Source organism: Mesorhizobium sp. LjNodule214 (assembly GCF_964252735.1).
Taxonomy (GTDB): domain Bacteria; phylum Pseudomonadota; class Alphaproteobacteria; order Rhizobiales; family Rhizobiaceae; genus Mesorhizobium.
Genome location: NZ_CAXUPE020000005.1, coordinates 81159 through 104404 on the forward strand (window position 1 = coordinate 81159; position 23246 = coordinate 104404).

Genomic DNA, 23246 nt, shown 5'->3' on the forward strand with positions numbered 1-23246 from the left:
CAGGGATGTGCTCTTCGAAGACCGCTTCGTGGAATGCGCTTCGTAGGATTTCACTCTCGAGTGCTGATACCTTGGTGCATGACATATCAGTCTCCCGCTCAAAAAGGCGGAAGCACTGCCAGCTCCCAAGCGTCCGCAATGCCCTCTATTCGATACGGACGACTTGAGAATTATTCGCCGTATGGCGACATTCGCGAGTCACACGAATTTGATGGCGTTGCCGTTTTGACGCGAAGCAATTTCAAGCTGAGACACTACTCACCCCGCACTTGCGCCTGTCGACCCCGCCAGGTCTACAACCTGCTGGCGCGTTATCGCGTCGATCGGAGAGTGACGTCCCTGCCGCCGCGCGCACTCGCCCGCACGCGGAAAAAGCGGCTTCATAAGGGCATCGCTGTGCGAGTGAAGCCTCGGTCACGGGGCCTGGAAACATCGACGGGGCATTCTGCCGTCGATGCGGGCCGAAATCCACAGATCGCTGGGACCAGCGCAGTTCGGCGGCGGCTCGATCTATTGCGGCACGCCGCGGTCCCAACCCGACGAGGATCCGGCTAGTTCGCGGGCTATCCGGCGCGCAGCCGTGTTTTCGGACGTGCAATCGGTTCGGCAAATTGAACGGTCACTGAAATCGTTAGCGGAAAATCACTCCCATCTTAGCGCGCAACTCTAAGAGCCTGACCCGAAAGTCGATTCTGGGCAGCTGTCCCTTGCCTGCTTCCGCGCGTTGCCATATCGATTTGTCCTACAAATATGGAGACCATGATGGCCGGCGCCCCCACAGATAAGAAGAAATTTCGCTCGCAGGAGTGGTTCGACAACCCTGATAACCCCGGCATGACGGCGCTCTACCTGGAGCGCTACCTGAATTACGGCCTGACGCGGGCCGAGCTGATGTCGGGCAAGCCGCTGATCGGTATCGCCCAGACCGGATCGGATCTGTCGCCCTGCAACCGCCATCATATCGAACTGGCGAAGCGCGTGCGCGAAGGCATCGTCTCGATGGGCGGCATCCCCTTCGAATTCCCGTGCCATCCGATCCAGGAGACCGGCAAGCGCCCGACCGCGGCACTCGATCGCAACCTTGCCTATCTCGGCCTGGTCGAGGTGCTGTACGGCTATCCGCTCGACGGCGTCGTGCTCACCATCGGCTGCGACAAGACCACGCCCGCAATGCTGATGGCGGCGGCCACCGTCAACATTCCGGCCATCGCGCTGTCGGTCGGCCCGATGCTCAATGGCTGGCACAAGGGCAAGCGCACCGGCTCCGGCACCATCGTCTGGGAGTCGCGCCAGCGCCTGTCGGCCGGCGAGATCGACTATGACGAGTTCATGGACATCGTCGCCTCCTCGGCGCCGTCCACCGGCTATTGCAACACCATGGGCACCGCCACCACCATGAACTCGCTGGCCGAGGCGCTGGGTATGCAGTTGCCGGGTTCGGCCGCCATTCCGGCGCCCTATCGCGAGCGCGGCCAGATTTCCTACGAGACTGGCAGGCGCATCGTCGAGATGGTGCATGAGGATTTGAAGCCGTCCGACATCATGACGCGGCAGGCGTTCGAGAACGCCATCGTCGTCAATTCGGCCATCGGCGGCTCGACCAACGCGCCGATCCATCTCAACGCCATCGCCCGCCATCTCGGCGTGCCGCTCGACAATGACGACTGGCAGACGGTCGGCCTCAATGTGCCGCTGATCGTCAATCTGCAGCCGACGGGCGAATATCTCGGCGAGGACTATCACCATGCCGGCGGCGTGCCGGCCGTGGTGGCCGAACTGCTGAAGGCCGGACTGTTGCCGCACCCCGACGCCGTGACCGCCAATGGCAAGTCGATCGGCGACAATTGCCGCAGCGTGGCCAACGAGAACGCCGACGTCATCCACACCGTCGCCAAGCCGCTCAAGGCCAATGCCGGCTTCATCAACCTCAAGGGTAATCTGTTCGATTCGGCGATCATGAAGACCAGCGGCATCTCGCCGGAATTCCGTGAGCGCTATCTGTCCAATCCGAAGGACCCGGAAGCCTTCGAGGGCAACGCCATGGTTTTCGACGGACCGGAGGATTACCACGCGCGCATCGACGATCCGGCGCAAGGCATCGACGAGCACACGATCCTGTTCATGCGCGGTGCCGGCCCGATCGGCTATCCCGGCGGTGCCGAAGTCGTCAACATGCAGCCGCCGGCCTATCTCATCAAGAAGGGCATCCACGCGCTGGCCTGCATCGGCGACGGCCGCCAGTCGGGCACGTCGGGCTCGCCGTCGATCCTCAACGCTTCGCCGGAAGCGGCGATCGGCGGCGGCTTGGCGCTGCTCAAGACCGGCGACCGTGTCCGCATCGACCTGAACAAGGGCACCGCCAACATCCTCGTCAGCGACGAAGAGATCGCGCAGCGGCGTGCGGCGCTGCAGAACAATGGCGGCTTTCACTACCCGCAACACCAGACGCCGTGGCAGGAGATCCAGCGCGGCATGGTCGACCAGTTCTCGGCCGGAATGGTGCTGAAGCCGGCGGTGAAATACCAGGATGTGGCGCACACCAGGGGTGTGCCGAGGGACAATCACTGAGGGGCGATTGCGTGCCTTGCGTAAACGTCGAATGACGGCTAGATCCGGATCAAGCCGTCATTCGAGTTTTTGGCATTTAGGTCAATATATCCCGCGTTTTGAGTTTCTCAGCGGGCTGATCCTGGCAGACCTTGCGATCGTCCATCATCTCGCTTTGATCACACCGCCTACATCGCCTTGCGGCTCAAGTAATCGCGAGCACGCCATCACTCGAAAGCTTTTCCAACCACAGCCGCACGGCGTTGGAATCGTAACCACTGCCTTTGCAGCATCAACCACACGCGCGCCTGGGTGTCGGCAAATCCAGCCTTTCGGGCAATCGCATCGTCGGCGATGAACGTTGCCCAAGTCAGGAGCCGGCGCGAACCTGATCTCCCCAATAGCCGCTGCCGTCGGTGAAAGGCATAAGTGGTTCCGTCTGTGTTGTTGCGGGCGTACCTTCAGCCACTCACCAAATGGAGGCAATGATGGCTAGCGAGGTAAAATGGGAAGAATACCGTGACCGGTTGCTGACGCAGATCGAGGAAGGAGAATCGCTTCTCAACGAACTTCACACCGGCACCATGCGCCTACAGAGGCGAAAGGCGGGCCGAACTGTATGGACCGACTACACTGACATCGCGACCCAACGCGCAGCCGAGGCAATTGCCACGTTCAAAGCAATTGTAGCCATGATTGAACAAGAACACTTGCTGTGACTGGCTACTCTCCAGAGTAAACGTGGCGACCTGTTCGAGGCCTAAATTCCCCAGCGTTTCCTGGGTTGGCCGAGGCGGGATACCTGACCAACAAGACGGTCTTCGAACTCAAGCAATGCAAACCTTCAGCGGTGATCAAAAGCGCGGCAATCGAGCCGGCGTCCTGCAATGCGGTGCGCACCACCTTGACCGGATCGACGATGCCGGCCTTGATCATGTCGACATAGGTCTCGTTCTGGGCGTCGAAGCCCTGATTGTGATCCTTGCTGTCGGTGAGCTTGCCGACGACGATCGAGCCTTCGACGCCGGAATTCTCGGCGATCTGCGGATCGGCGCCTTCGAGTGCCCGAAGCACGATCGAGATGCCGGCATTCACATCGGCATTGGCGCCGGTCAGCCGTTGAGCGCCGACCTGGCGCGCAGCAGTGCTAAACCGCCGCCGGGAACGATGCCTTCTTCCACCGCCGCACGCGTCGCATTCAGTGCGTCGTCGATGCGGTCCTTCTTTTCCTTGACTTCCGACTCGGTGGCGCCGCCGACGCGGATGACGGCAACGCCACCTGACAGCTTGGCGAGACGCTCCTGCAGCTTTTCCTTGTCATAGTCCGAGGTTGTCTCCTCGATCTGGCCCTTGATCTGCGATACACGCGCCTGGATGGTCGCCTTCGGGCCGGCGCCGTCGATGATCGTCGTGGTGTCCTTCTCAATCAGCACGCGCTTGGCGCGGCCGAGCATCTCGATGGTGACGTTTTCGAGCTTGATGCCCAGATCCTCGGAAATCATCTGGCCGGCGGTGAGCACGGCGATGTCTTCCAGCATCGCCTTGCGGCGGTCGCCTAAGCCGGGCGCCTTGACGGCCGCGACCTAGAGGCCGCCGCAGCGTCATCGTCATTCTCGACAATCTCGGCTCCCACAAGGGGGCTGCCATGCCCGACATGTCAACGGTTACCATTGGTGTCCGAATTTTCTATGACATCCACCATTCTCGAAAACTCGTTGCAGAGAATTCGCTTATCGGTTTCGTCCACGGGATTAATGAAGACCTCTCCGCGAAACTTTTCGATCCAGTGATGTCCTGACCCAAAGGTACGTAGATGGTTTCCGATCTCCCGGATCGCTGACTGACCAAGATCTGGATGCAATCGAAATTTCATCGGCTAGAGAAAGCCGTTGGCGCGACTAATGCGTTAACCCGGCTTCACCCACTGGGTGAGCCTGGCGCACGCCCCGACTACCGCCGCCGCTACGTTCATGATCACCAATCAACTCTGTCCCTACTTCCCTGAAGGCTCTGATGACCTTCTGCTGTGCATCGACAGCCCCCAGCACAGCACCTTCGGCGGCCTCCATGCGTCGAATGGTTGGTACCGAAAGTCCCGAGCGTTTAACCAACGTCTTCCGATCCCTCCCGAGCAGGGCTTTGGCCGCGCGCATCTGCGAAGCGCTGATCATAGCGGATACTCCGGACCTTTAGTTCTCATGTGAACAAACCGGTTCAGCCTAACGCTTTTAGCCGCGTCGTTCCCAACCGTTGATGCCCAGATGCTCCTGGGGGGTGAAGCGGATCTTGTATTGCATCTTGCGGGAGCCTTCGACCCAATACCCGAGGTAGACATAGGGCAGCTTCAAAGCTTGCGCCCGATTGATGTGGTCAAGGATCATGAGCGTTCCGAGCGACGTGCCTCTGTCATCGGGATCGTAGAAGGAATAGACCATCGACAGGCCGTCAGTCATGACGTCGGTCAGCGCAGCGGCGACGAGCACGCCGTCGCTGGTTTTGTCCGTCAGCGGGCCCGGTCTGCGGCGCCGGTATTCAATTACCTGCGTATTAACGTGCGTATCTTCGACCATCATCGCATATTCGAGGATGCCCATGTCGGACATTCCGCCTGCACGATGCCGCGCGTCCACATAACGTCGGAAGAGGGTAAATTGCTCGGTTGATGCCTGAGCCTTGTGGGCGGAACTGATGAGGTTCCTGTTGCGCAGCCAAACCCGTTGCATCGAGCGCGCCCTATTGAATTCTTTGACAAGGACCCGCACCGATATGCAGGCGTGGCAGGTCTCGCAGGCTGGTCGATAGGCAATGTTCTGCGATCGCCGGAACCCGCTTTGTGACAAGTGATCATTCAGTTCGGCTGCCTTTCCGTCGACAAGGTGCGCGAAAATCTTTCGCTCGAATTGGCTTTCCAGATAAGGGCAGAGCGTTGGGGCGGTCAGATAGAACTGTGGCGAAGATTGTGGGTGGTGTGTCATTCGTCTTCTTTCAATGTGCTGGGCAGCATGGCCCTGCGATCGGAAAGGTCAACCGCTCTTCGAAGAGATTGAACTTGGGTCGCCTTCAACACGTCAATTGTGGGATTTCACCCGGTTGCGGCCTTGAGCGCGTACCTTTACCTCGTGCGTTTGATTGGGTCACACCTATTGTCCTATTCCGCTTTTTTACCGCCCCTTAAGTCCTCGCGCGCATGGTTGTCGATGCCATTGAACTCACAGCTATCTGCCAAGGATTTTGGAAATATATGTTTTCTATCGCGGCGGAAGCCGTGAGAGTCGCTGAGGGTCGAATTCTAAGGGGCTGAACGAGGCGGATTGATGGGAGCGAGTGTGTGTACCGGAGTACCAAGTCATGAGACCACGTGGCAATCTGGTCGGACTGAAGCAGTTTCAGGTGAATGAGAAGCGGTGGCAGCTGCTGCAGCTTGACATGATGATTGCCGATTTCGATCGAATGGCGCAAGAACTGGACTTCCAGATCAATGCCGAGGAAAAGAAAGCCGGCATCTCCGACATCAACCATTTTGCCTATCCAACCTTCGCCAAGGCTGCCCGTCTGCGTCGAGACAACCTCAAGAATTCGCAATCGGATCTTCTACGGAAGAGAACAGCGGCCGAGCCGTCCTTGAGCGAAGCCGAAGCAGAGCTGTCCAGGGCGCAAATGCTGGAATCACGCAGCGACAGGACCCACGACCGCGAACCCGGTAACCGGAACCATGATCGGCTGATCTAGTCATTGCGCGCACCCAATTCGCAACTCCCGACGGGTCTTTGACCGCGATGAGGCGTCCGGCATCTGTATGCCCCGCACCAACGAATTTATCACCAATACCGGAGCAGAAAGCCAACTACGCCTGCTTCCGGCAAAATCACCGCTGTCGATCAATTTGCATGCCTGTGTGACGCATCTTGACTGCTATATCAAACATCACTATACAACTTTTGTATCACTTAATTGCCAGTTGACGAGGGAGTAGTGTGATAACTTCTGCGTAAATGCGAGCTGCGCGGGCACTTCTGGGTATCGATCAGGTCAAACTGGCCGAATTGTCCGGAGTATCCATCGCTACCATTCACGCATGGAAGCCAGTGATGGCAACGTACGCGGCGTGCTCGACTCGCTGACCAAGGTCATTCAGGCACTCAACAGCGTGGGTGTCGATTTCGTCGGCGACCATGAGCGGAGTGATCGGGGCGTCCGCTTGCGTCAACCCGACGTGCTTCTGGGGAAAGCGCATTGAAAGACCGTCTTAGCGACGGCAGCCGCCGACGTTCCCGCCGCCTTCAACTTAGGAAGGCTAACACCATGGACATGAAACCTCTCTCACCACCTTCGGCCCGGCCGACCCTTGTCGAGCTGTTCACACCGAAAATCACTACCGTGCTGCGCGAGGGTTACGGGTCTGGCCAGCCTTCGTGCCAACTTGCTGGCCGGACTGACCGTCGCAATTGACTCATGCCGCTGTCTATCGCGATTGCCATTGCCTCGGGCATAACGCCAGCTTCGGACGTTGCTTCTCATAGCCTAGGACCGAAAAATGCGATTGGGGTATGCCCTTCTAAAAGTGACTGACGAAGACGGGGCAGCTCAGACCGCACGCCTGCTGAAAGCCGGGTGCGACCGGGTCTATCTTGAAAGGTCTTTCCGTCAACCGCACCTGGTAACCCTGCTTGGGACCATCAAGTCAGGTGATGTCCTGGTGGTCGATGATCTTTCCAGGCTTGCCCCTACACCCGGCAAGTTGAGCATGGTGTTAGGATCGTTGCGTATTCTCGACGCCGGATTGGTGTCGATTGCAGATAAAATTGACACTGTGGACTGGCTACCCAACCAGGCAGCCCGGGTGTTCGAGGCTTTTGATCGCCTCGACCACCCTCGCAAGGCTGACAACGACGATTTAGACAACAAGCAGATCGCGGCGGCGCGTTTGATGCTTTCGTCACAGACAATGTCGGTGCCCGAGGTAGCAGCGCAACTGGGCGTCAAGGAAAGCGTCCTGCTTCAAAAGCTTGGCGCCAACTGGTTGGTTGCACAGGTTCTTATTTCGTCATTGCATCTGCTCTGATGGTGCGCCCCGCGAGTTCTCGCTAAAGTCTTTTTCAAAGCCGCGGCGGGTGGTGTTGCCAAGTCGAAATCCGGCGATGAGGACACCGCGCTCACAATCCGGTATAATGCAGACCCTGTCGGGCCTTGACGACGAAGCCAACTAATTCAGGCGGCAGTTGCTAAGGGTCGAGGGAAAGCCCCGTCCACTTCAACGAAACAAAGCGTGTCGATTTACCCGGTTCCCAGAAGGACGAACGATGATGAAGCCGAACGCTTGGAGGCGTCTCGTAGACGAACCGCATGCGATGACAGTGATTGACGTGCAGCCCATTGGGATGGCGGACGAAACCGTGCGAGTGGTTGTCTACACACGAGACGTTTATCACGGCGTGGCTGCGCTTGCGGCTCTGCGATCTGCCATTACGGAGGTTATTCAGGGGGTGGCGGAAGGCACCCTGTTTGGTGCTCAAGATCAGAACGGCCACCTTGAATATGAGTGGCAGTCGCCCATGGCGAATGCGACTCGGGGGCACCGGGAACGGTAGTCGGTGCTGGTATTCTGCGAACCCTTTTCTCGGCTTTGAAGGATGGAGCAGCCGGAGGACGCAGAATTCAAACTGGCGTGTAACCCTCGATCGCGGTCAGGTCGGTTCCGGTAGGGGGCGAAATGACACCCTAGGTTCACCTCGACGCGAGCGGTTTGCTCATGTTGATCCCGGTTACCCGAAAGCCGGTGACTTCATAAACATGCCTAGCGCGTTTGTTAGCGTCAGCTACTCGGAGCTTTATTTGTTGAAAACCTTTGCGTTCTAGCTCGTTTTCGAGAACCTTTAAGGTTTACCGAGGCCTTGACCCTGATACGCAGGGAACATGTGAGAATCGCTGATGAACGCCGCGCGCTTACCGGATTTTATTGGAGATGTATTGGTATTATTTGCTGGGCAGCATTCGCGGCCTGGTGTTCATATTATGTCATTTGAGCGACATCTCTTGGCTACATCGCCGACGGTGTTCTTGCTGATGCCTAGATCGCGAGCGATCCAGCGATAGCTGCGGCCTTCGGCAATTAAAGCCATCACCTTTGGTGCCAGCCGATCTTCTTACCGCGTGCGTTCGCGGCAGCGAGACCGATAGCGCGGCGATCCGGGCCATTGCAAGGAAAGGACCCACGAATGGAAATTTTACGCCACTTGTCTATCCAGCGCACATTTCGACCAAAGGTCGGAGAGTGAGTTAGCCAGACGGTCAATGTCTGAGTCCGTATGCAGCGGCGAAGGCGTAATGCGCAATCTCTCCGTGCCACGCGGCACGGTCGGATAGTTGATCGGTTGCAGGTAGATCCCATATCGATCGAGCAAGATGTCACTAATCCATTTGCATTTTACGGGGTCGCGTACCATCACTGGTACAATATGGCTCGGATTTTGAAGACATGGGATACCAATGTTCTTAAGCCGTCTGCGGACTTTTCTCACGCACTCCCGGTGTCGGCCACGCTCTAAGTTCGATGCTTTCAAATGACGGATCGAGGCTAGCGCGCCGGCCGCAACCGCCGGCGGGAGCGCTGTGGAGAAAATGAACCCGGAAGCGAATGAGCGGACAAAATCGCAGACGACAGCGGACCCGGTGATGTACCCGCCCATTACGCCAAATGCCTTGCCAAGCGTTCCCTCGATGATCGTGACACGGTTCATCAGTCCCTCGCGCTCGGCGATACCACCGCCGTGCGGCCCGTACAGGCCAACCGCATGGACCTCGTCGAGATAGGTCGTCGCACCGTGTCTCTCAGCAACCGCGAGGATTTCGGCGAGCGGCGCAATATCGCCGTCCATCGAATAGACGGATTCAAAGACGATAATTTTTGGGCGCTCGTAGGGGTACTCGGAGAGAATGCGGTCAAGATCCTTGGGGTCGTTGTGCTTCCAGATCCGCTTCTCGGCCCTGGAATGGCGTATTCCCTCTATGATCGAGGCGTGGTTGGCCTCATCGGAAAGAATCAGGCAGCCCGGTATATTGGCGCCGAGGGTTCCGAGGGTGGCCCAGTTCGACACATATCCGGAGGTGAAGAGGAGGGCAGCTTCCTTGCCATGCAGATCAGCAAGTTCGCGCTCGAGAAGGACATGATCATGGCAATTGCCGGATATGTTGCGGGTGCCTCCGGCACCGGCACCGGATTTATCGAGGGCTTCGTGCATAGCGGCAATCACTGTTGGGTTCTGCCCCATGCCCAAATAGTCATTGGAACACCACACGGTCACGTCGCGCTTCAAGCCGCCGGCATGGCGTATAGCGTGTGGAAACGAGCCGGCGTAACGTTCAATCTCCGCAAAGACCCGATAGCGCCCTTCCTTGTGCAAGCCATCAAGCCTTGCGGCGAGGAGAGCTTCGAAGTCCATAGTCCTACCTTCCACCGATTTATGGAGTCTTGTTCATTCTCTCGGTGCGTCAGAAGGCCAACGACTGGCGCTGGTCGACGCCGGATTTGTGGGAATCCGAATGGCGTTCGATCAGGTCAGGGTATTGCGAGGTGACCAGCTGCAGGTCCGCGAGCTTTGTAAGGTGGATTGACCAGCCGCCGTCGACCGCGACCCCCAGCGCATCGCCCGAGCCGAAATCGGTGAGGTAGCGGACCAGAGCAACAACATCTTGCGCTCCGAGCTCGCGTCGTACCCTGACGACAAACCATTCGGCGGGTTGGCAATGCAGACCGGGTGCCGGGTGGTGGTGATCGCTGGGGGCTTCCGCAGTGCCGCATGGTCGCACAGAGTCTTCGGTTGAGCCACTTCCGTTGCTGTTGCTTCCGCTGTCATCTAGTAGGTCAAAGTCCATCATCCGTATCTGTATTCCTTCTTTTTCAACGGTCATCTTGCATGTAGGCCTGCCGTAACTCTCCAGAGACGGTTAGGCAGGTGGAAGATCAAACAGGTCACTTCTTGATTTAGTTGCACTTCGTCTTTCATCTAGAACGCCGATCTTGCTTGGATCGGCCTGTCTTTTGATCATCAAGCTTGTTAAGCAGATCGGCGGCGTCAGACGCATCTTCCTTGCTAAGGCCGACCATAACGCGGGAAGGCGTTTCTGTGGGCCGTTCAGGGCGATTGTCCAGAACGGACCAACTGCCACCTGTCGGCTCTTGACTTGACGTATACCGCCGCTTCATTGAGCGATCAGACCTCATGGCTTCCCCGCTAAGTCCGTTGAACGACCCTGCTGCACAACCGTAGTTGGGTTCCAAACGAACATTGGAATCAGTGAGTCCGGCCTGTTAACCCGACCGGGTGCGCCAGGCGTACGCCGCGCCCCCCGTCATTGCTGCGCTCATGGTCCCCGATCATTTCAACGCCCTCAGCTTTGAATGCGCTTATGACTTTCATGAGCGTCTCGGCGACACCCCGTACGTCGCCTTCGCTGGCCTCCATGCGTTGAATGGTCGGGAGCGAAACGCCAGCACGTTCAGCCAGAGTTCTCTGGTCCATTCCGAGCAAGGCCCGTGCTGCTCGCATCTGCGAAGCGGTAATCATCTCCAAATTCTCCGGACCTGCGAATCCCTTGAAAAACTACATCGCGAAAAACCGCTTAGCGGCGCCAAGGCAACGGCCTTGAATGCACCTAGCTGTCATCCGGGGCTGCCCGCCCTAGCCGTGATAGCCAAAAAGCACTGAGCAATACGCCCTTGACCCGTGGCAGTAAAACGAGGATCAGCACAACGACAATTAGCACCAGTAACAGCATCGTAACAACGAAATGAGATGTCAGAAGAGTCTGAAATAAAAAATAAAGCGGTGCTGCAGCGATGCTTGCCAACAGGATCGTAAACCATGGCGCGGCGTCGTCTGATTCAATATCACCAAAGCGTGCGCTGCACTCGGAGCAACTTTCCACTTGTTTCAGATATGCGCGGAACAGTTTTCCCTGACCGCAATTTGGGCACCGCCCCATGAAGCCCCGCGTCAGCGCGACTTGCAGAGTCGGACGCGCCCCTTCTGTGCCATCACTGCCCATCATGTCTCATGTATAAGACTTGACCCTAAATGCATCAACCCATAAATATCTGCTATTCGACATGACTAGAAGAAATGGCTCGGAGTGAGCCTGCCGGCTCCCTTTCCGCCTCGCCGATTTTTCTTGAAATGCGAGTTTGCCATTAGAAAACATCGGAGACCGGCCAGCCCCCACTTTCGGGCAGAAGGGCCTCATTCGCGGCGATCGCGGCCATATTGACGACGCCTCGACTTGTACAAGAGGGTGCCAAAATATGTGCAGGTTTGTTTGGCCCCATCAGGATTGGCCCGATGGACAACGCGTCGTTCATTTCCTTGAGCAAGGTCATCGCAAGGTTTGCAGCGTCAAGGTTCGGAAATATCAGCAGGTTTGCCTCACCCTTCAATATGGTGTCGGGCACATAATGTTCACGCAGACGTTGATTTAGCGCAAGGTCACCTTGCATCTCGCCTTCGACGATTAGAGTGGGGTCCGCCTCTCTCAGTTTTCCATAGGCTTCGCGCATTTTGAGCGCACTCTCGCCATCGCGAGACCCAAAATCGGAATAGCTTAACAACGCTACGCGCGCGGTGATGTTGAAATGCCTGAGATGGTCTCTCGCCAGAAGCGTCATGCTGACGATCTCATCGGCACTTGGGTTCGTAGTCACATAAGTGTCGGCAAGGAAGAAAACACCCCGAGGGATAACAAGCATCGAGAGCGCTGAGGCCTCTTTCACAGAGTCCGCTAGCCCAATGATAGAGCGGATGTCTCGCAGGTGTTTGACATAGCGTCCCTGCAGACCGCAGATCAGGCCATCGGCTTCGCCGCGTTTGACCGCGAGTGCGCCGATTACCGTGGTGTTCGTGCGGACCACGGAACGCGCCGTTTCAGGCGCTACGCCGCTCCGGCCGACAAGAGAATGGAACAACGCGACATAATCGCGGTAGCGTGGGTCGTCTTCAGGATTGATGATCTCAAAATCGCGTCCTGGTTCAAGCGTAAGGCCGAAACGTGCAATGCGCTGTTCGATCACGGCCGGCCGGCCGATCAGAATCGGGCGCGCGATGCGCTCTTCTATGATCACCTGCGTCGCCCGAAGCACTCGTTCATCTTCGCCATCGGCAAAAACGATCCTCTTACCCTGGTTCCGCACACGGTCGATGATTGGCTTCATCACCAGGCCCGAGCGGAAAACGAAGCGGTTGAGGCTATCGTGGTATGCGTCGAAATCGGCAATCGGGCGCTTCGCGACGCCAGTCTCCATTGCGGCCCGCGCTACCGCCGGAGCGATCCTCAAAATCAGCCTTTGATCGAAGGGGTCCGGGATGATGTGATCCTGTCCATATATCGCCGGCTCGCCCGATGGGGATGCTTCAAGGCCGGGCTCGTGGGCCAACTTGGCAATCGCCTTCACCGCCGCAAGCTTCATCTCCTCGTTAATCGTCGTGGCGCCGACATCGAGAGCGCCGCGGAAGATGAAGGGGAAGCAAAGGACGTTGTTGACCTGGTTGGAATAGTCAGAGCGCCCTGTGCAGATCATGGCGTCGGGGCGAACTGCCTTCGCTTCTTCGGGCATGATTTCGGGCGTTGGGTTGGCAAGCGCGAGCACCAGCGGATTTTTGCCCATCGCCTTGAGCATTTCGGGCTTGAGAACGCCAGGCCCAGAGAGTCCGAGAAACACGTCGGCGTTGTCCATCACGCTGGCAAGCGTTGTCGCATTGGTAGTCTGGGCGTATTTCCCGCGCCAGCGGTCAACGACACTGACACGTTTATGGGTGACCAGACCGCCTTTGTCTGCGACCCAGATGTTTTCGTATTTGGCGCCGAGCGCCACAAGTAGATTGAGGCAGGCGATAGCCGCTGCCCCGGCGCCCGACGTACAAATTTTTACCTTCTCGATGCTCTTTCCAGCAAGTTCGAGTCCGTTGAGAACAGCGGCTCCGACAATGATGGCCGTGCCGTGCTGGTCGTCGTGAAAGACCGGGATGTTCAAGCGCGCGCGAAGCGCTTCCTCGATCTCGAAGCATTCCGGAGCCTTTATGTCTTCAAGATTGATACCCCCGAAAGTGGGCTCCAATGGCGCTATGATGTCGACGAGTTTTTTTGGGTCTGTTTCATCGATCTCGATGTCAAAGACGTCGATGCCGGCAAATTTTTTGAACAGGACGGCCTTTCCCTCCATTACGGGTTTTGCGGCGAGTGCACCGATGGCGCCGAGGCCCAGCACGGCCGTGCCATTGGATATGACTGCCACCAGATTGCCGCGCGAGGTATACTTGGCCACCGTCTCTGGGTTTGCCGCGATTTCTTCGCAAGGCGCCGCCACACCGGGCGTATAGGCGAGCGCCATATCACGTTGATTGCCAAGGGGTTTGGTCGGCTGGACTTCTAGTTTTCCCGGGCGCGGATGCTCATGATATTGAAGCGCTGCTTCCCGCAATCCCTTTTGTTGCTCATTCGTGTCGGCGGTCATCGCGGCGCCTTCCTATTCGTCTGGTTGATAATCAAAATCTCGGCATTTCGTTGCGACTTAGGATTTCATGGACCGACGTAGCCACACTATGTTTCTTAAGTCAGATCATTTTGCGGACGGAAAAGCTCTTTCCAGTGCTTTGGAAACCGTTGCGGCCGGCCTGAGCTGTTGACAAGCGCGCACTCCACCCGGGCCGTGATCAGAATGTCGGCACCTCGCCGAATCGTTTGTGCCATCAGGACGCGGGCACTGGAGATCTTTGCCGTCGTCGTTTCGACAGTGACGAGATCATCAATTCGGGCCGGTCGTCGAAAATCGATTTCCAAGCGTCGGATAATCCACGCCAATGGCGCGTCAAAATGGCCATCCGCGCGTTTAAGATATCCAACCCCAACCAGCCGCAGATACTCGATGCGGCCCCGCTCCAAGAATTCCAAGTATCGTGCGTGGTAGACCACTCCGGAAAAATCCGTATCTGCATAATAGATGCGGGCCTCCAATCGGTGGCCGGTATCCGTCAATTTTCCCGTCATTATCGCTCCGCGATCGACAGCGGATGCTCTTTGATTGCCCATACTTACCGTCCGTCCGTGTCAAATCGACAGAGTTGTCACGAATTGTTCAATCGCGCTCCGATCCCGGTGACCGCGTGCTCCAGATCACGCTTAAAAGCAGCCCTTTGGCGCGCGGCAGAACGACGAGCGCCGCACATAAAGCCACCACCGGCCATAAGGTCATCGAAACCCAATTCGGCAAAGATGTTCGACTTTCGACAGCAAGGGCAGTTGGTACAACGAGATGGCCGACAACCAGAATCGTGAGCCAGGGAGCTGCATCATCGGACCGGATATGCCCGTACTGCTGACCGCAAACATCGCAGTGATCCACCTGCTTCAAATATGACGCAAATAGCCTGCCTTTTCCGCAGTTGGGGCATCGTCCAAGCAGCCCGCGTCGGGCGGCGACACCGAGAGTGGGCCTTTCGCTTTCGTGCTCTTCGGGCGTCACATGACCGCGCCTTTGCAAATAAGATACGCCGTTTCACAGCGAGGCAGGCCCGTTGCGGGCGGTCTTTTCACATGGTCAGCCGTTGGCCGATTCATAACGCCCTCCTTGCGGCGTGGGCATTGGCGCCAAAACCGGCCACTACGGCGCTCATCAAGCCTGACCAAGTGACCAAGGCGGCCCAGGCACACTCAGGAGAGACGGCCTCGATCAACGAAGCCGGCGGAGGGCGAAGCGCCAATACCGCAAATCCAACCGATGCTAGCGTAAGCTGGGTCAGCAGGCTTTTTGTCGCATGATCCGGCGCGGTCGGAAGCATCAAGCGCGATGCAAGGCGGATACGCGCAGCAGTGAAATAGACAACCCGATTATAGGTCAGGGCTATCCCAAAGGCCATCGCGAGATAGATGCACCGCAGAATGGGGACGAGCGCGTCCAATTCGGATTTGGGTTTAGCGCCGACATCCGGAGGCGCCAGAACGATCAGGGCGTGTCGTGCGGCCAGCAAGACGACAAACGTGGCCAGAACTGCGGCTATGCATTGAGTGCATGCGGCGACAAGGCCAGCCAGAGAAAGCCGCAGCACCGCCATTTAACCTCTGGGAGCACCTGTCTTGACGTTCACTCCCTCAAGCAGCGCGAGCAATCCCTTTAGAATCTCCATCGGCGGCGGTGGGCAGCCGGGAATATGCAGATCGACTGGCAGCACCGCAGATACCCCGCCCATGACGGCGTAGCTCCCGGCAAAACACCCGCCGTTCAGGGCGCAGTCGCCGATGGCAACCACCCATTTGGGGTTGGGTGTAGCATCGTAGGTTCGGTGCAACGCCTCGCGCATATTCTTGGTAACCGGCCCGGTGACGAGCAGCACATCGGCGTGGCGCGGGGACGCAACGAAACGGATTCCGAAGCGCTCGATATCGTAGAAGGCGTTGCTCAGGGCGTGCATTTCGAGTTCGCAGCCATTGCAGGAACCGGCGTCGACCGCGCGGATGGACAGACTTCGGCCCAATCGCTTGTGTGCCGCGCCGTCAAGAGTGCGCGCGAGTTCGTTGATCGCCGCATCGCCTGCCGGCGGTGACTGCTCGGTAAGCGGCGGTTGAATCAGGCTTCTTAGGAGGAGCATTCGCATCGCAGCAGCCTTTAAAGATCATGGCCCGAATAAGAGCAGTTGAATGACTTGTTGCAGAGCGGAAAGTCGGCCACGATGTTGCCCTCGATAACTGCCTCGAGAAGCGGCCACTGGAACCAAGAGGGATCGCGAAGGTGACAGCGCTCAACGGTGCCGCCTTCGCCAATGCGCAGCCAAGCCAGAATGTCGCCACGGAAACCTTCGACGAGTGCCATGCCTTCATGCGGCCCGTTTGTCTGCGCAACATCGACACGGATCGGGCCGCTCGGTAGTTGTCGCAGGATTTGTTCGACCAGAGATAAGCTCTGCTTGACCTCATGGATGCGAATCCAGACGCGGGCGTTCACGTCGCCCTCCTGGAGGAGAGGCACATCGAAAGCCAGCTCATCATAGGGAGGATAGGCGAGATCGCGCCGCACATCGAAGTCCCGACCGGAGGCTCGGCCGACATAACCCCCGGCGCCATATTGCCCGGCGAGCTCTGCGTTGAGCCGGCCAGTTGCGACTGTCCGATCCTGCAGCGAGGCGGTGTTGTCGTAGAGTTCGACCAGTGCGGGAAACCGCCGCCCGATTTCTGCGATCAGAGACCGAATCGCTGTCGTCCCCCCATCGCTTAGATAGCTTGCTACTCCTCCGGGCACGACACGGTCGCGCATCATACGGTGGCCGAACGCGGCGTCGCTGGCGCGCAATACACGCTCGCGCAGCACGCCGCAGTGGGCATGCATGAGTGAGAAAGCGGCGTCGTTGCAGATGGCGCCGATGTCGCCGAGATGGTTGGCCAGACGCTCCAGTTCGGCCATCAGCGCGCGCAACCAGACCGCGCGTGGCGGAACCTCGACACCCAGCGCCGCTTCGACCGCACGAACAAAAGCAAACGAATATGCCACGGTACTGTCGCCGGAGGTTCGGCCGGCCAGCTTGGCGGCACGGTGGATATCGGACCCCGCCATCAAGCCTTCTATGCCCTTGTGCGTGTATCCGAGGCGCTCCTCCAGTCGAACGATCGTTTCGCCACTTGCCGTGAATCGAAAATGCCCGGGTTCGATGATGCCGGCATGCACAGGCCCAACCCGGATCTCGTGCAGGCTTTCGCCCTCGGCAGGAAGAAAACGGTATGATGAAGCTGCTGTTGCGGCAGGACCCGGCGCCCCCAATGGACGGCTAAACCCCCATTGCCCATGATCGAGCCACAGCCGGGAATCAGGCGCACCCTGCGGCAACAGACCGAACAGGTCAGCGGCCGCGCGTTCCAGACGCATTGCAGGCGGATGCAACTGGCCGACCGATGGGTAGCGGCCGCCCGGGCATTCCAGACTAATCACGCCGGGCTCTGCGGCGTTTTTGTCCAGAAGCGCCATGTGCACGCTAGCAGGCTCGCCCCACAGACCGAGCAAGCTCCAGCGACCTGCAGCCAACTGTTCGGCGGCGAAATTCCACATTTTTGGAGCCACCACGGCACGCATCCAAGGAAAGTGCCGCTCGACGCGACGGCCGGCCAGGATGACGTCTTTGAGTGCGGGTATGGGTTTCTTCTTGGTCATCTGCTCATCCCAGCAGGTTTGCGACATGCTGAAACCATGTAACCAGCGGCGGCGGCAGATAGATGCCGGCGATCAACACAAGAGTCAGATGGGCGTACAGCGGCGCGTAGGATGCCTCGACAGGTGCAAGACTGCCTCGTGGCTCACCGAAAGCGACGCCAGTCAGCCGCAGCAGCAGGGCGCCAAAGGCAAGCAAGAGCCCGAATACCAAGGGGATGGCCAAAAGCGGGTGTCTCGCGAATGTCGAACTCACGACCAGGAATTCGCTCATAAAGATCCCGAGCGGCGGCAGGCCGGCGATGGCGACGACACCGATGACGAGCGCCCAGCCAAGCCCGGGATGGGTTTCCGTCAGCCCTCTTATGTCGGCGATCTTTTGCGTCCCCTTGACCTGCGCAATGTGGCCGACCGCAAAGAAGATCGCCGACTTGGTCAGGCTGTGCATGACCATATGCAGCAGGCCGGCAAAGTTGGCGAGCGGACCACCCATGCCGAAAGCAAAGACGATGATGCCCATATGTTCGATCGAAGAGTAGGCGAACAGGCGTTTGATGTCGCGGCGGCGGTAGAGCATGAAGGCGGCGAAGATGAGGGAGGTGAGCCCCATCGTGACCATCAACGGTCCCGGGGGTATCGCCTGCGGGCTTGCGGCCAGCAACAGCTTGAAGCGCAGCACGGCATAGAGCGCGACATTCAGCAGCAAGCCCGACAGCACCGCGGAAATCGGCGTTGGGCCTTCCGCATGCGCGTCGGGCAGCCAGGCATGCAAGGGGGCAAGGCCGACCTTGGTGCCGTAGCCGAGCAGCAGAAAGACGAAGGCGACGTTGAGCAAAGCCGGGTCGAAACGGGCGGCATGTTCGATCAGCACGGTCCAGACCATGGCATTCGTGCCCTCGCCGACGACCGGCTGGGCGGCCATGTAGACGAGGATAGTGCCGAAGAGGGCGAGCGCAATGCCGACGCTTCCCAGAATGAAATATTTCCAGGCCGCCTCCAGCGCCTCATGCGTGCGATAGATGCCGACCATGAGCACGGTGGTCAGCGTGGCAAGCTCCACCGCCACCCACATCAAGCCGATATTATTCGACACGAACGCCAGATTCATGCCGAACATCATGACCTGGTACATGGCGTGATAAAATCGCAGGTTTGGCGCGGTCAGCCGGCCGGTTTCCAGCTCGTGGCCAATGTAGGAGGCGCTGAACACGCTGGTCGTGAAGCCGACGAATGTATTGAGCACGATGAAAACGATGTTGAGGTCGTCGACGAGCAGGTATTGTCCCGGCGTGGGCCGGTCGGTGACGAGAAGCGACACTGCGGCGAGCAAGGTCAGGAAGCTTGCGGCGACATTCAGGCGCGCCGTGACCCGGTAGTTTGGCAGCGCCGCCAGGAGTACGGCTGCACCGACGGGTATCAGCAAAATGGCGGCCACCGCATTGAAGGAAAACGCGGTCAACGGCGTTCTCCCCTGTAGTCGTCGAGCGCGCCGACATCCACCGAGTCGAATCGTTCGCGAATGCGGAACAGGAAGACCCCGATGACGATGAACGCGATCAGGACTGAAAAGGCGACGCTGATCTCGACAACCAGCGGCATGCCCTTGGCGCCCGTCGCTGCAAGGACCAGGCCGTTCTCGAGCGACATGAATCCGACGACCTGGCTGACGGCATTCCGGCGGGTGACCATCACAAGGAGCCCGAGCAGGATGATGGACAGCGCGAAGGCCAGATCCTCGCGGGCCAGCGGGTCGGCGTCGGGAGTAATCCGCAGCATAAGCACCATCGAGAGCGTCACCAGGCCAATTCCCGCCAGCATGGTCGGGCCGATGCCAATGGCCGTCTCGATGTCGCGATGAATACCGAGGCGCTGAATGATGCGGTGAAGGCCCACGGGAATGATCATCCCCTTGAACACGAGGGCGATCGCCGCCGTGACGTAGAGATGATGGGCGTCCTGAATGTAGGCCTGCCAAGCCACGGAAAAGGCAAGGACCACTGCGTGAAGCGCGAAAACGTTGATCAGCGCAAAAAGACGATCCTGATAGAGCATCATAAAACTGATCAAGACCAGGCCGCCAGCGAGCAAATGGGCGATGTCGAAGATGAGGCCGCGCATCATAGGCTCCGCGATACAAAAAGGAGGAGCGTGCCGAGCAGGGCAAGCATCAGTGCCGCACCCAGGAAATCCGGGACGCGAAAGACACGCATCTTGGCAATGGAAGTCTCGAACAAGGCGAGAAGGACGCCACCCGCGGCCAGTTTGCCGATATAGGCGACCAATCCGAGCAAATAAGGCTTTGGCCCGCTCCCGTCCGTCACCAGGCCCCACGGAACGAAGACGCAGGAAATAAGCGACATATAAAGCAGTAGCTTGAGGAAGGCGGCGAACTCGATCATAGCCAGATGGCGGCCGGAATATTCCAGCACCATCGCCTCGTGAACCATGGTGAGTTCCAGGTGGGTTGACGGGTTGTCTACGGGTACTCGAGCGTTTTCGGCGAGCGCCACTATGACCAGAGCAATGAGGGACATGCCGAGCGATGCCCGCAGACCAACGTCGGACGAACTCATGAAAGCAGCGACCGTGGAGAGTTGCGTCGCTCCGGCGACCAGCGCGAGGCTGAACACGATCAAGAGCATGGCGGGCTCGGCCAGCGATGCGATCATCACCTCGCGGCTTGCGCCGATGCCGCCAAAGCTCGTCCCGACATCCATCCCCGCCAGCGCCAGGAAGAAGCGCGCGCTTCCAAGCAAGGCAACAATGGCGATGAGATCCGCGGTCCAGCTGAAGGTGAGGCCGGTGGCGAATGTCGGGATAAGTGCGGCAGCCACCCAAGTGGCGGCGAAGATCAGATAAGGTGTCACGCGAAACAGCCAGGATGCGTTGTCGGCCAGGACGACTTCCTTGCGCATAAGCCGCATGAGATCGCGGTAGGGCTGGATCAGCGAAGATCCCTGGCGCCGCAGCAGTCTCGCCTTCACCTTGCGCACGAAGCCAGTCAGCAGCGGCGCCAGCAGAAGCACCAGCATCATCTGCGCGCCCTGGACAACCAGTTCTAGGATCAGGGCCATAGCGCGAGCACCAGAAGCAAGGTGACGAGGTAGAGGAAGACGAGGGTCAGATAGCGCCGGATTGTCAGGAACTGCAGATGGTTGAGTTTCTCGGTTGCAAAATCGAGGAACCCGGCGATCGGCTGATAAAGCGTCTCCCAGATGACATCGTGGGCTTCGACAGTCAGGCGTGCCGGACCGGTAGCGCCCGGCGCCGGCATATCCACATTTTCCCTGGCTCGGAACGCGAAAGTACCGAAGACGCGGCGGATAGGCTGCGCGAAACTCACCGCCGTGTATTGCGCGGCCGGCGTCACGTCCGGGAAGCCACAGCCCCAGGCGGGACCACGACGCAGCGCCTGTGAGGCGAAGCGGTGAATGACGAGTGCGGCAAGCGATGCGGAAGCGGCGATGAACAGGAACACCAGCAGGCCATTGTAGGAGCTGCGGCTCTCGCCGATCGGCACGATTGACAGCCAGGGCTGCGCCATCTGCACCGGCATTCGGTTGCCGATGAGCGAAAGCGTCACCGGCGAAAGGCCGTCTATTACGAAGCCCGGTAGAATTCCTGCCAGCAGGCAAAGGGCCGCGAGGATGAACATTGCCGCCAGCGCGTAGCGGTCAACTTCGTGTGCGTGTTCCACCACCGAGGTCCGTGGCCGGCCGAGGAATGTGATCCCGAACGCCTTTACGAAACAGGCGGCGGCAAGCGCCGCCGACAGCGCCAGCAGGCCACCAACAGCGGGCACCATGACTTTCAGGCCCCATTGCGGCAAATCCGGGCTCTGCAGTATCGCCTGGAAAGCCAGCCATTCGGAGACGAAGCCATTGAAGGGCGGCAGCGCGGAGATCGAAACGCAGCCGACGAGAAAGACGAAACTGGTCAGCGGCATGCGATGAATGAGACCGCCCAGTTTCTCCATGTTGCGCTCGCCGGTCGCTGTCAGCACGGCGCCTGCACCGAAAAACAGCAGGCTCTTGAAAAAGGAATGGTTGAGAACGTGGAAGAGTGCGGCGGTGAGCGCCAGCGCTGCGGCCGACGGCATCGCGTTCGCCTTGAAGGCGAGTGCGAGGCCAAGACTGACGAAGATGACGCCGATGTTTTCGATTGTGCTGTAGGCAAGGAGCCGCTTGAGATCCTTTTCCATCAACGCGTACAGGATCCCGAGAACAGCAGTCATGCCTCCGAGGAAAAGCACGACGACGCCAGACCACCATGGCGGTTCGCCGAGCAAGTCGAAAATAACGCGTATGAAGCCGTAGATGGCGACCTTGGTCATGACGCCGCTCATGAGGGCAGATACGTGGCTTGGCGCTGCAGGATGAGCGAGTGGAAGCCAGACGTGCAGCGGGACGAGACCGGCCTTGGAACCTGCCCCGAGCAACATGAGGGCCAGAACGGCACCCGTGACAAACCGGGTGGGCTCGGCTGCACGTATCGCCTCGAATGCGTAATTTCCACTCGAGCTGGACAGCAGACCGAAGGCGAGAAGCAGCGCCAGCGTGCCGAAGCTCGCCATGACAAGATAAATGTATCCCGCCCGCGTCGTACCCTCTTCGCGATGGTGCGCGATGACCAGCGCCCACGAGGTCAGGGACATGAATTCCCAGGAAAGCAGGAACGTGAAGGCGTCATCTGCGAGCACCACAAGGTTCATGCCTGCAAGGAAGGCGGGGAAGAATGGCAGTACCCGGTGCGGCGAAGCCTCATGACGGCCGTAACCGAGTCCATAAAGACTGGCGAGCGCACCGCCTAGGTTGACGACGACGAGAAAAAAAGCCGAGAGCGCATCGAGACGGAAGTGAGCCCCAATCCAAGGCAATCCGAGTGGCAGCGTGACAACCGACACACCCGGATCCACTGCGAAGTGGGTTAGGACAAGCACCAACAAGACGGCTGAAATGCCAAGGGTTACGCCATAAATCAGGCGCGTTGCCGAGTTGCGTCGACTGGCAGCTATGGCCAGCAGGACGGTTCCCAAAAGCGCGGCGACGCCCCATAGAAGAACCGCGACACTTGGAATCACGCCACACTCCTCATACTCAATTTGGCTTTCGAATTGTCGGTGCCGGAGATCTTGGCGGGATCGAAGTCTGCCTTCAGCCGCACCCCACGCCCGCTAGCCTGGCTGGTCGCGCCTTCTCCGATCAACTCGACGCCGGCGAGTTCAAGTGCCCCAATTAACTTCATGAGGGAATCGACATTCCCCCGGATCATCGCCTCGCTGGCTTCCATGCGCTGGATTGTCGGCACCGAGAGTCCGGACAATTCGGCGAGCCTGCGCTGATCGATGCCAAGCAGCGCCCTTGCGGCGCGCAACTGTGGAGCAGTTATCACGTGTCGCATCCTCTCTGTCAGCTTCAAGATATGATGTCTACACGTTGCAGCATATATTAAAATGTGTTAGGGTCAATAAGTGATGCACAAGATATCGATTTTGATGGCAACGCCGTCAGATCGACATGTT

At 58.7% G+C, this 23246-nt stretch carries 21 protein-coding genes and 3 pseudogenes; 6 read left to right on the forward strand and 18 right to left on the reverse strand.

The annotated features are described in order from the left end of the window. Positions 1 to 762 precede the first annotated feature (762 nt). Positions 763 to 2568 (forward strand): IlvD/Edd family dehydratase, encoded by a 1806-nt coding sequence (locus ACSQ3Z_RS34035; RefSeq protein ID WP_436171854.1) that lies wholly within the window; start codon positions 763 to 765, stop codon positions 2566 to 2568. A gap of 464 nt (positions 2569 to 3032) precedes the next feature. After that, positions 3033 to 3266, forward strand: coding sequence for a hypothetical protein (locus ACSQ3Z_RS34040; RefSeq protein ID WP_436175518.1), 234 nt, complete (start codon positions 3033 to 3035; stop codon positions 3264 to 3266). A 118-nt stretch (positions 3267 to 3384) separates the two neighbouring features. On the opposite strand, the pseudogene groEL reads toward ACSQ3Z_RS34040, so the two are convergent. The 3 genes and pseudogenes from groEL to ACSQ3Z_RS34055 all read right to left on the reverse strand — a co-directional run. After that, a pseudogene (gene groEL, locus ACSQ3Z_RS34045) lies at positions 3385 to 4130 on the reverse strand (chaperonin GroEL); the annotation flags it as partial. 315 nt (positions 4131 to 4445) lie between these two features. After that, positions 4446 to 4718, reverse strand: coding sequence for a helix-turn-helix domain-containing protein (locus ACSQ3Z_RS34050; RefSeq protein ID WP_436175519.1), 273 nt, complete (start codon positions 4716 to 4718; stop codon positions 4446 to 4448). A gap of 57 nt (positions 4719 to 4775) precedes the next feature. Beyond that, positions 4776 to 5522: an arginyltransferase gene (locus ACSQ3Z_RS34055; RefSeq protein WP_436175520.1), complete on the reverse strand. Its 747-nt coding sequence runs from the start codon at positions 5520 to 5522 to the stop codon at positions 4776 to 4778. A gap of 373 nt (positions 5523 to 5895) precedes the next feature. Between ACSQ3Z_RS34055 and ACSQ3Z_RS34060 the strand changes: the two genes are divergently transcribed. The 4 genes and pseudogenes from ACSQ3Z_RS34060 to ACSQ3Z_RS34075 all read left to right on the forward strand — a co-directional run bounded on the left by ACSQ3Z_RS34060 (position 5896) and on the right by ACSQ3Z_RS34075 (position 7609). Further along, the gene (locus ACSQ3Z_RS34060; RefSeq protein ID WP_436175671.1) at positions 5896 to 6276 is read left to right on the forward strand and encodes a flagellar export protein FliJ; all 381 of its coding nucleotides are present in this window, start codon (positions 5896 to 5898) and stop codon (positions 6274 to 6276) included. A 263-nt stretch (positions 6277 to 6539) separates the two neighbouring features. Beyond that, positions 6540 to 6784, forward strand: a pseudogene (locus ACSQ3Z_RS34065) (helix-turn-helix domain-containing protein). Between the two features lie 71 nt (positions 6785 to 6855). After that, positions 6856 to 7044 (forward strand): annotated as a pseudogene (locus ACSQ3Z_RS34070) (SulP family inorganic anion transporter); the annotation flags it as partial. Positions 7045 to 7081: 37 nt separating this feature from the next. Further along, on the forward strand, positions 7082 to 7609 hold the full coding sequence (locus ACSQ3Z_RS34075; protein ID WP_436175521.1) for a recombinase family protein: 528 nt from the start codon (positions 7082 to 7084) through the stop codon (positions 7607 to 7609). A 1162-nt stretch (positions 7610 to 8771) separates the two neighbouring features. Here ACSQ3Z_RS34075 and hemA read toward each other — a convergent pair. The 15 genes from hemA to ACSQ3Z_RS34150 form a co-directional block, all read right to left on the reverse strand. Beyond that, positions 8772 to 9986 (reverse strand): 5-aminolevulinate synthase, encoded by a 1215-nt coding sequence (gene hemA, locus ACSQ3Z_RS34080; protein ID WP_436175522.1) that lies wholly within the window; start codon positions 9984 to 9986, stop codon positions 8772 to 8774. Positions 9987 to 10035: 49 nt separating this feature from the next. Beyond that, positions 10036 to 10455 carry a hypothetical protein gene (locus tag ACSQ3Z_RS34085; protein WP_436175523.1) on the reverse strand — a complete coding sequence of 140 codons (420 nt, stop codon included), beginning with the start codon at positions 10453 to 10455 and terminating at the stop codon, positions 10036 to 10038. 383 nt (positions 10456 to 10838) lie between these two features. Next, on the reverse strand, positions 10839 to 11111 hold the full coding sequence (locus ACSQ3Z_RS34090; RefSeq protein ID WP_436175524.1) for a helix-turn-helix domain-containing protein: 273 nt from the start codon (positions 11109 to 11111) through the stop codon (positions 10839 to 10841). A gap of 88 nt (positions 11112 to 11199) precedes the next feature. Beyond that, positions 11200 to 11595 (reverse strand): DUF983 domain-containing protein, encoded by a 396-nt coding sequence (locus ACSQ3Z_RS34095; RefSeq protein WP_436175525.1) that lies wholly within the window; start codon positions 11593 to 11595, stop codon positions 11200 to 11202. Between the two features lie 139 nt (positions 11596 to 11734). Beyond that, on the reverse strand, positions 11735 to 14047 hold the full coding sequence (locus ACSQ3Z_RS34100) for an NADP-dependent malic enzyme (protein WP_436175526.1): 2313 nt from the start codon (positions 14045 to 14047) through the stop codon (positions 11735 to 11737). 95 nt (positions 14048 to 14142) lie between these two features. Beyond that, on the reverse strand, positions 14143 to 14580 hold the full coding sequence (locus tag ACSQ3Z_RS34105; protein WP_436175527.1) for a YbgC/FadM family acyl-CoA thioesterase: 438 nt from the start codon (positions 14578 to 14580) through the stop codon (positions 14143 to 14145). An 88-nt stretch (positions 14581 to 14668) separates the two neighbouring features. Next, positions 14669 to 15055: a DUF983 domain-containing protein gene (locus ACSQ3Z_RS34110; protein WP_436175528.1), complete on the reverse strand. Its 387-nt coding sequence runs from the start codon at positions 15053 to 15055 to the stop codon at positions 14669 to 14671. 91 nt (positions 15056 to 15146) lie between these two features. Next, positions 15147 to 15644: a hypothetical protein gene (locus ACSQ3Z_RS34115; protein ID WP_436175529.1), complete on the reverse strand. Its 498-nt coding sequence runs from the start codon at positions 15642 to 15644 to the stop codon at positions 15147 to 15149. Beyond that, on the reverse strand, positions 15645 to 16184 hold the full coding sequence (locus ACSQ3Z_RS34120) for an NADH-quinone oxidoreductase subunit B family protein (protein ID WP_436175530.1): 540 nt from the start codon (positions 16182 to 16184) through the stop codon (positions 15645 to 15647). Positions 16185 to 16195: 11 nt separating this feature from the next. Continuing rightward, positions 16196 to 17728: a nickel-dependent hydrogenase large subunit gene (locus ACSQ3Z_RS34125; protein ID WP_436175531.1), complete on the reverse strand. Its 1533-nt coding sequence runs from the start codon at positions 17726 to 17728 to the stop codon at positions 16196 to 16198. 4 nt (positions 17729 to 17732) lie between these two features. After that, positions 17733 to 19184: a hydrogenase 4 subunit F gene (locus ACSQ3Z_RS34130; protein WP_436175532.1), complete on the reverse strand. Its 1452-nt coding sequence runs from the start codon at positions 19182 to 19184 to the stop codon at positions 17733 to 17735. Further along, positions 19181 to 19843, reverse strand: coding sequence for a hydrogenase-4 component E (locus ACSQ3Z_RS34135; RefSeq protein WP_436175533.1), 663 nt, complete (start codon positions 19841 to 19843; stop codon positions 19181 to 19183). Before ACSQ3Z_RS34135 ends, ACSQ3Z_RS34130 begins: the two co-directional genes overlap by 4 nt. Next, a complete protein-coding gene (locus tag ACSQ3Z_RS34140; protein ID WP_436175534.1) occupies positions 19843 to 20799 on the reverse strand; it encodes a respiratory chain complex I subunit 1 family protein in 957 nt (318 codons plus the stop codon). The genes ACSQ3Z_RS34135 and ACSQ3Z_RS34140 overlap by 1 nt, the downstream gene beginning before the upstream one ends. Continuing rightward, positions 20790 to 22805, reverse strand: coding sequence for a hydrogenase 4 subunit B (gene hyfB, locus ACSQ3Z_RS34145; RefSeq protein WP_436175535.1), 2016 nt, complete (start codon positions 22803 to 22805; stop codon positions 20790 to 20792). Before hyfB ends, ACSQ3Z_RS34140 begins: the two co-directional genes overlap by 10 nt. Next, the gene (locus ACSQ3Z_RS34150; protein ID WP_436175672.1) at positions 22802 to 23116 is read right to left on the reverse strand and encodes a helix-turn-helix domain-containing protein; all 315 of its coding nucleotides are present in this window, start codon (positions 23114 to 23116) and stop codon (positions 22802 to 22804) included. Before ACSQ3Z_RS34150 ends, hyfB begins: the two co-directional genes overlap by 4 nt. Positions 23117 to 23246 lie beyond the last annotated feature (130 nt).

Excerpts from the sequence above, each read along its gene's own strand:
- ACSQ3Z_RS34105 (WP_436175527.1), bottom strand. The coding sequence starts at position 14,580 with ATGACGGGAAAATTGACGGATACCGGCCACCGATTGGAGGCCCGCATC.
- hemA (WP_436175522.1), bottom strand. The coding sequence starts at position 9,986 with ATGGACTTCGAAGCTCTCCTCGCCGCAAGGCTTGATGGCTTGCACAAG.
- ACSQ3Z_RS34125 (WP_436175531.1), bottom strand. The coding sequence starts at position 17,728 with ATGACCAAGAAGAAACCCATACCCGCACTCAAAGACGTCATCCTGGCC.
- ACSQ3Z_RS34120 (WP_436175530.1), bottom strand. The coding sequence starts at position 16,184 with ATGCGAATGCTCCTCCTAAGAAGCCTGATTCAACCGCCGCTTACCGAG.
- ACSQ3Z_RS34140 (WP_436175534.1), bottom strand. The coding sequence starts at position 20,799 with ATGGCCCTGATCCTAGAACTGGTTGTCCAGGGCGCGCAGATGATGCTG.
- ACSQ3Z_RS34050 (WP_436175519.1), bottom strand. The coding sequence starts at position 4,718 with ATGATCAGCGCTTCGCAGATGCGCGCGGCCAAAGCCCTGCTCGGGAGG.
- ACSQ3Z_RS34085 (WP_436175523.1), bottom strand. The coding sequence starts at position 10,455 with ATGACCGTTGAAAAAGAAGGAATACAGATACGGATGATGGACTTTGAC.
- ACSQ3Z_RS34095 (WP_436175525.1), bottom strand. The coding sequence starts at position 11,595 with ATGATGGGCAGTGATGGCACAGAAGGGGCGCGTCCGACTCTGCAAGTC.
- ACSQ3Z_RS34055 (WP_436175520.1), bottom strand. The coding sequence starts at position 5,522 with ATGACACACCACCCACAATCTTCGCCACAGTTCTATCTGACCGCCCCA.
- ACSQ3Z_RS34040 (WP_436175518.1), top strand. The coding sequence starts at position 3,033 with ATGATGGCTAGCGAGGTAAAATGGGAAGAATACCGTGACCGGTTGCTG.
- ACSQ3Z_RS34090 (WP_436175524.1), bottom strand. The coding sequence starts at position 11,111 with ATGATTACCGCTTCGCAGATGCGAGCAGCACGGGCCTTGCTCGGAATG.
- ACSQ3Z_RS34060 (WP_436175671.1), top strand. The coding sequence starts at position 5,896 with ATGAGACCACGTGGCAATCTGGTCGGACTGAAGCAGTTTCAGGTGAAT.
- ACSQ3Z_RS34135 (WP_436175533.1), bottom strand. The coding sequence starts at position 19,843 with ATGCGCGGCCTCATCTTCGACATCGCCCATTTGCTCGCTGGCGGCCTG.
- ACSQ3Z_RS34035 (WP_436171854.1), top strand. The coding sequence starts at position 763 with ATGGCCGGCGCCCCCACAGATAAGAAGAAATTTCGCTCGCAGGAGTGG.
- ACSQ3Z_RS34115 (WP_436175529.1), bottom strand. The coding sequence starts at position 15,644 with ATGGCGGTGCTGCGGCTTTCTCTGGCTGGCCTTGTCGCCGCATGCACT.
- ACSQ3Z_RS34100 (WP_436175526.1), bottom strand. The coding sequence starts at position 14,047 with ATGACCGCCGACACGAATGAGCAACAAAAGGGATTGCGGGAAGCAGCG.
- ACSQ3Z_RS34075 (WP_436175521.1), top strand. The coding sequence starts at position 7,082 with ATGCGATTGGGGTATGCCCTTCTAAAAGTGACTGACGAAGACGGGGCA.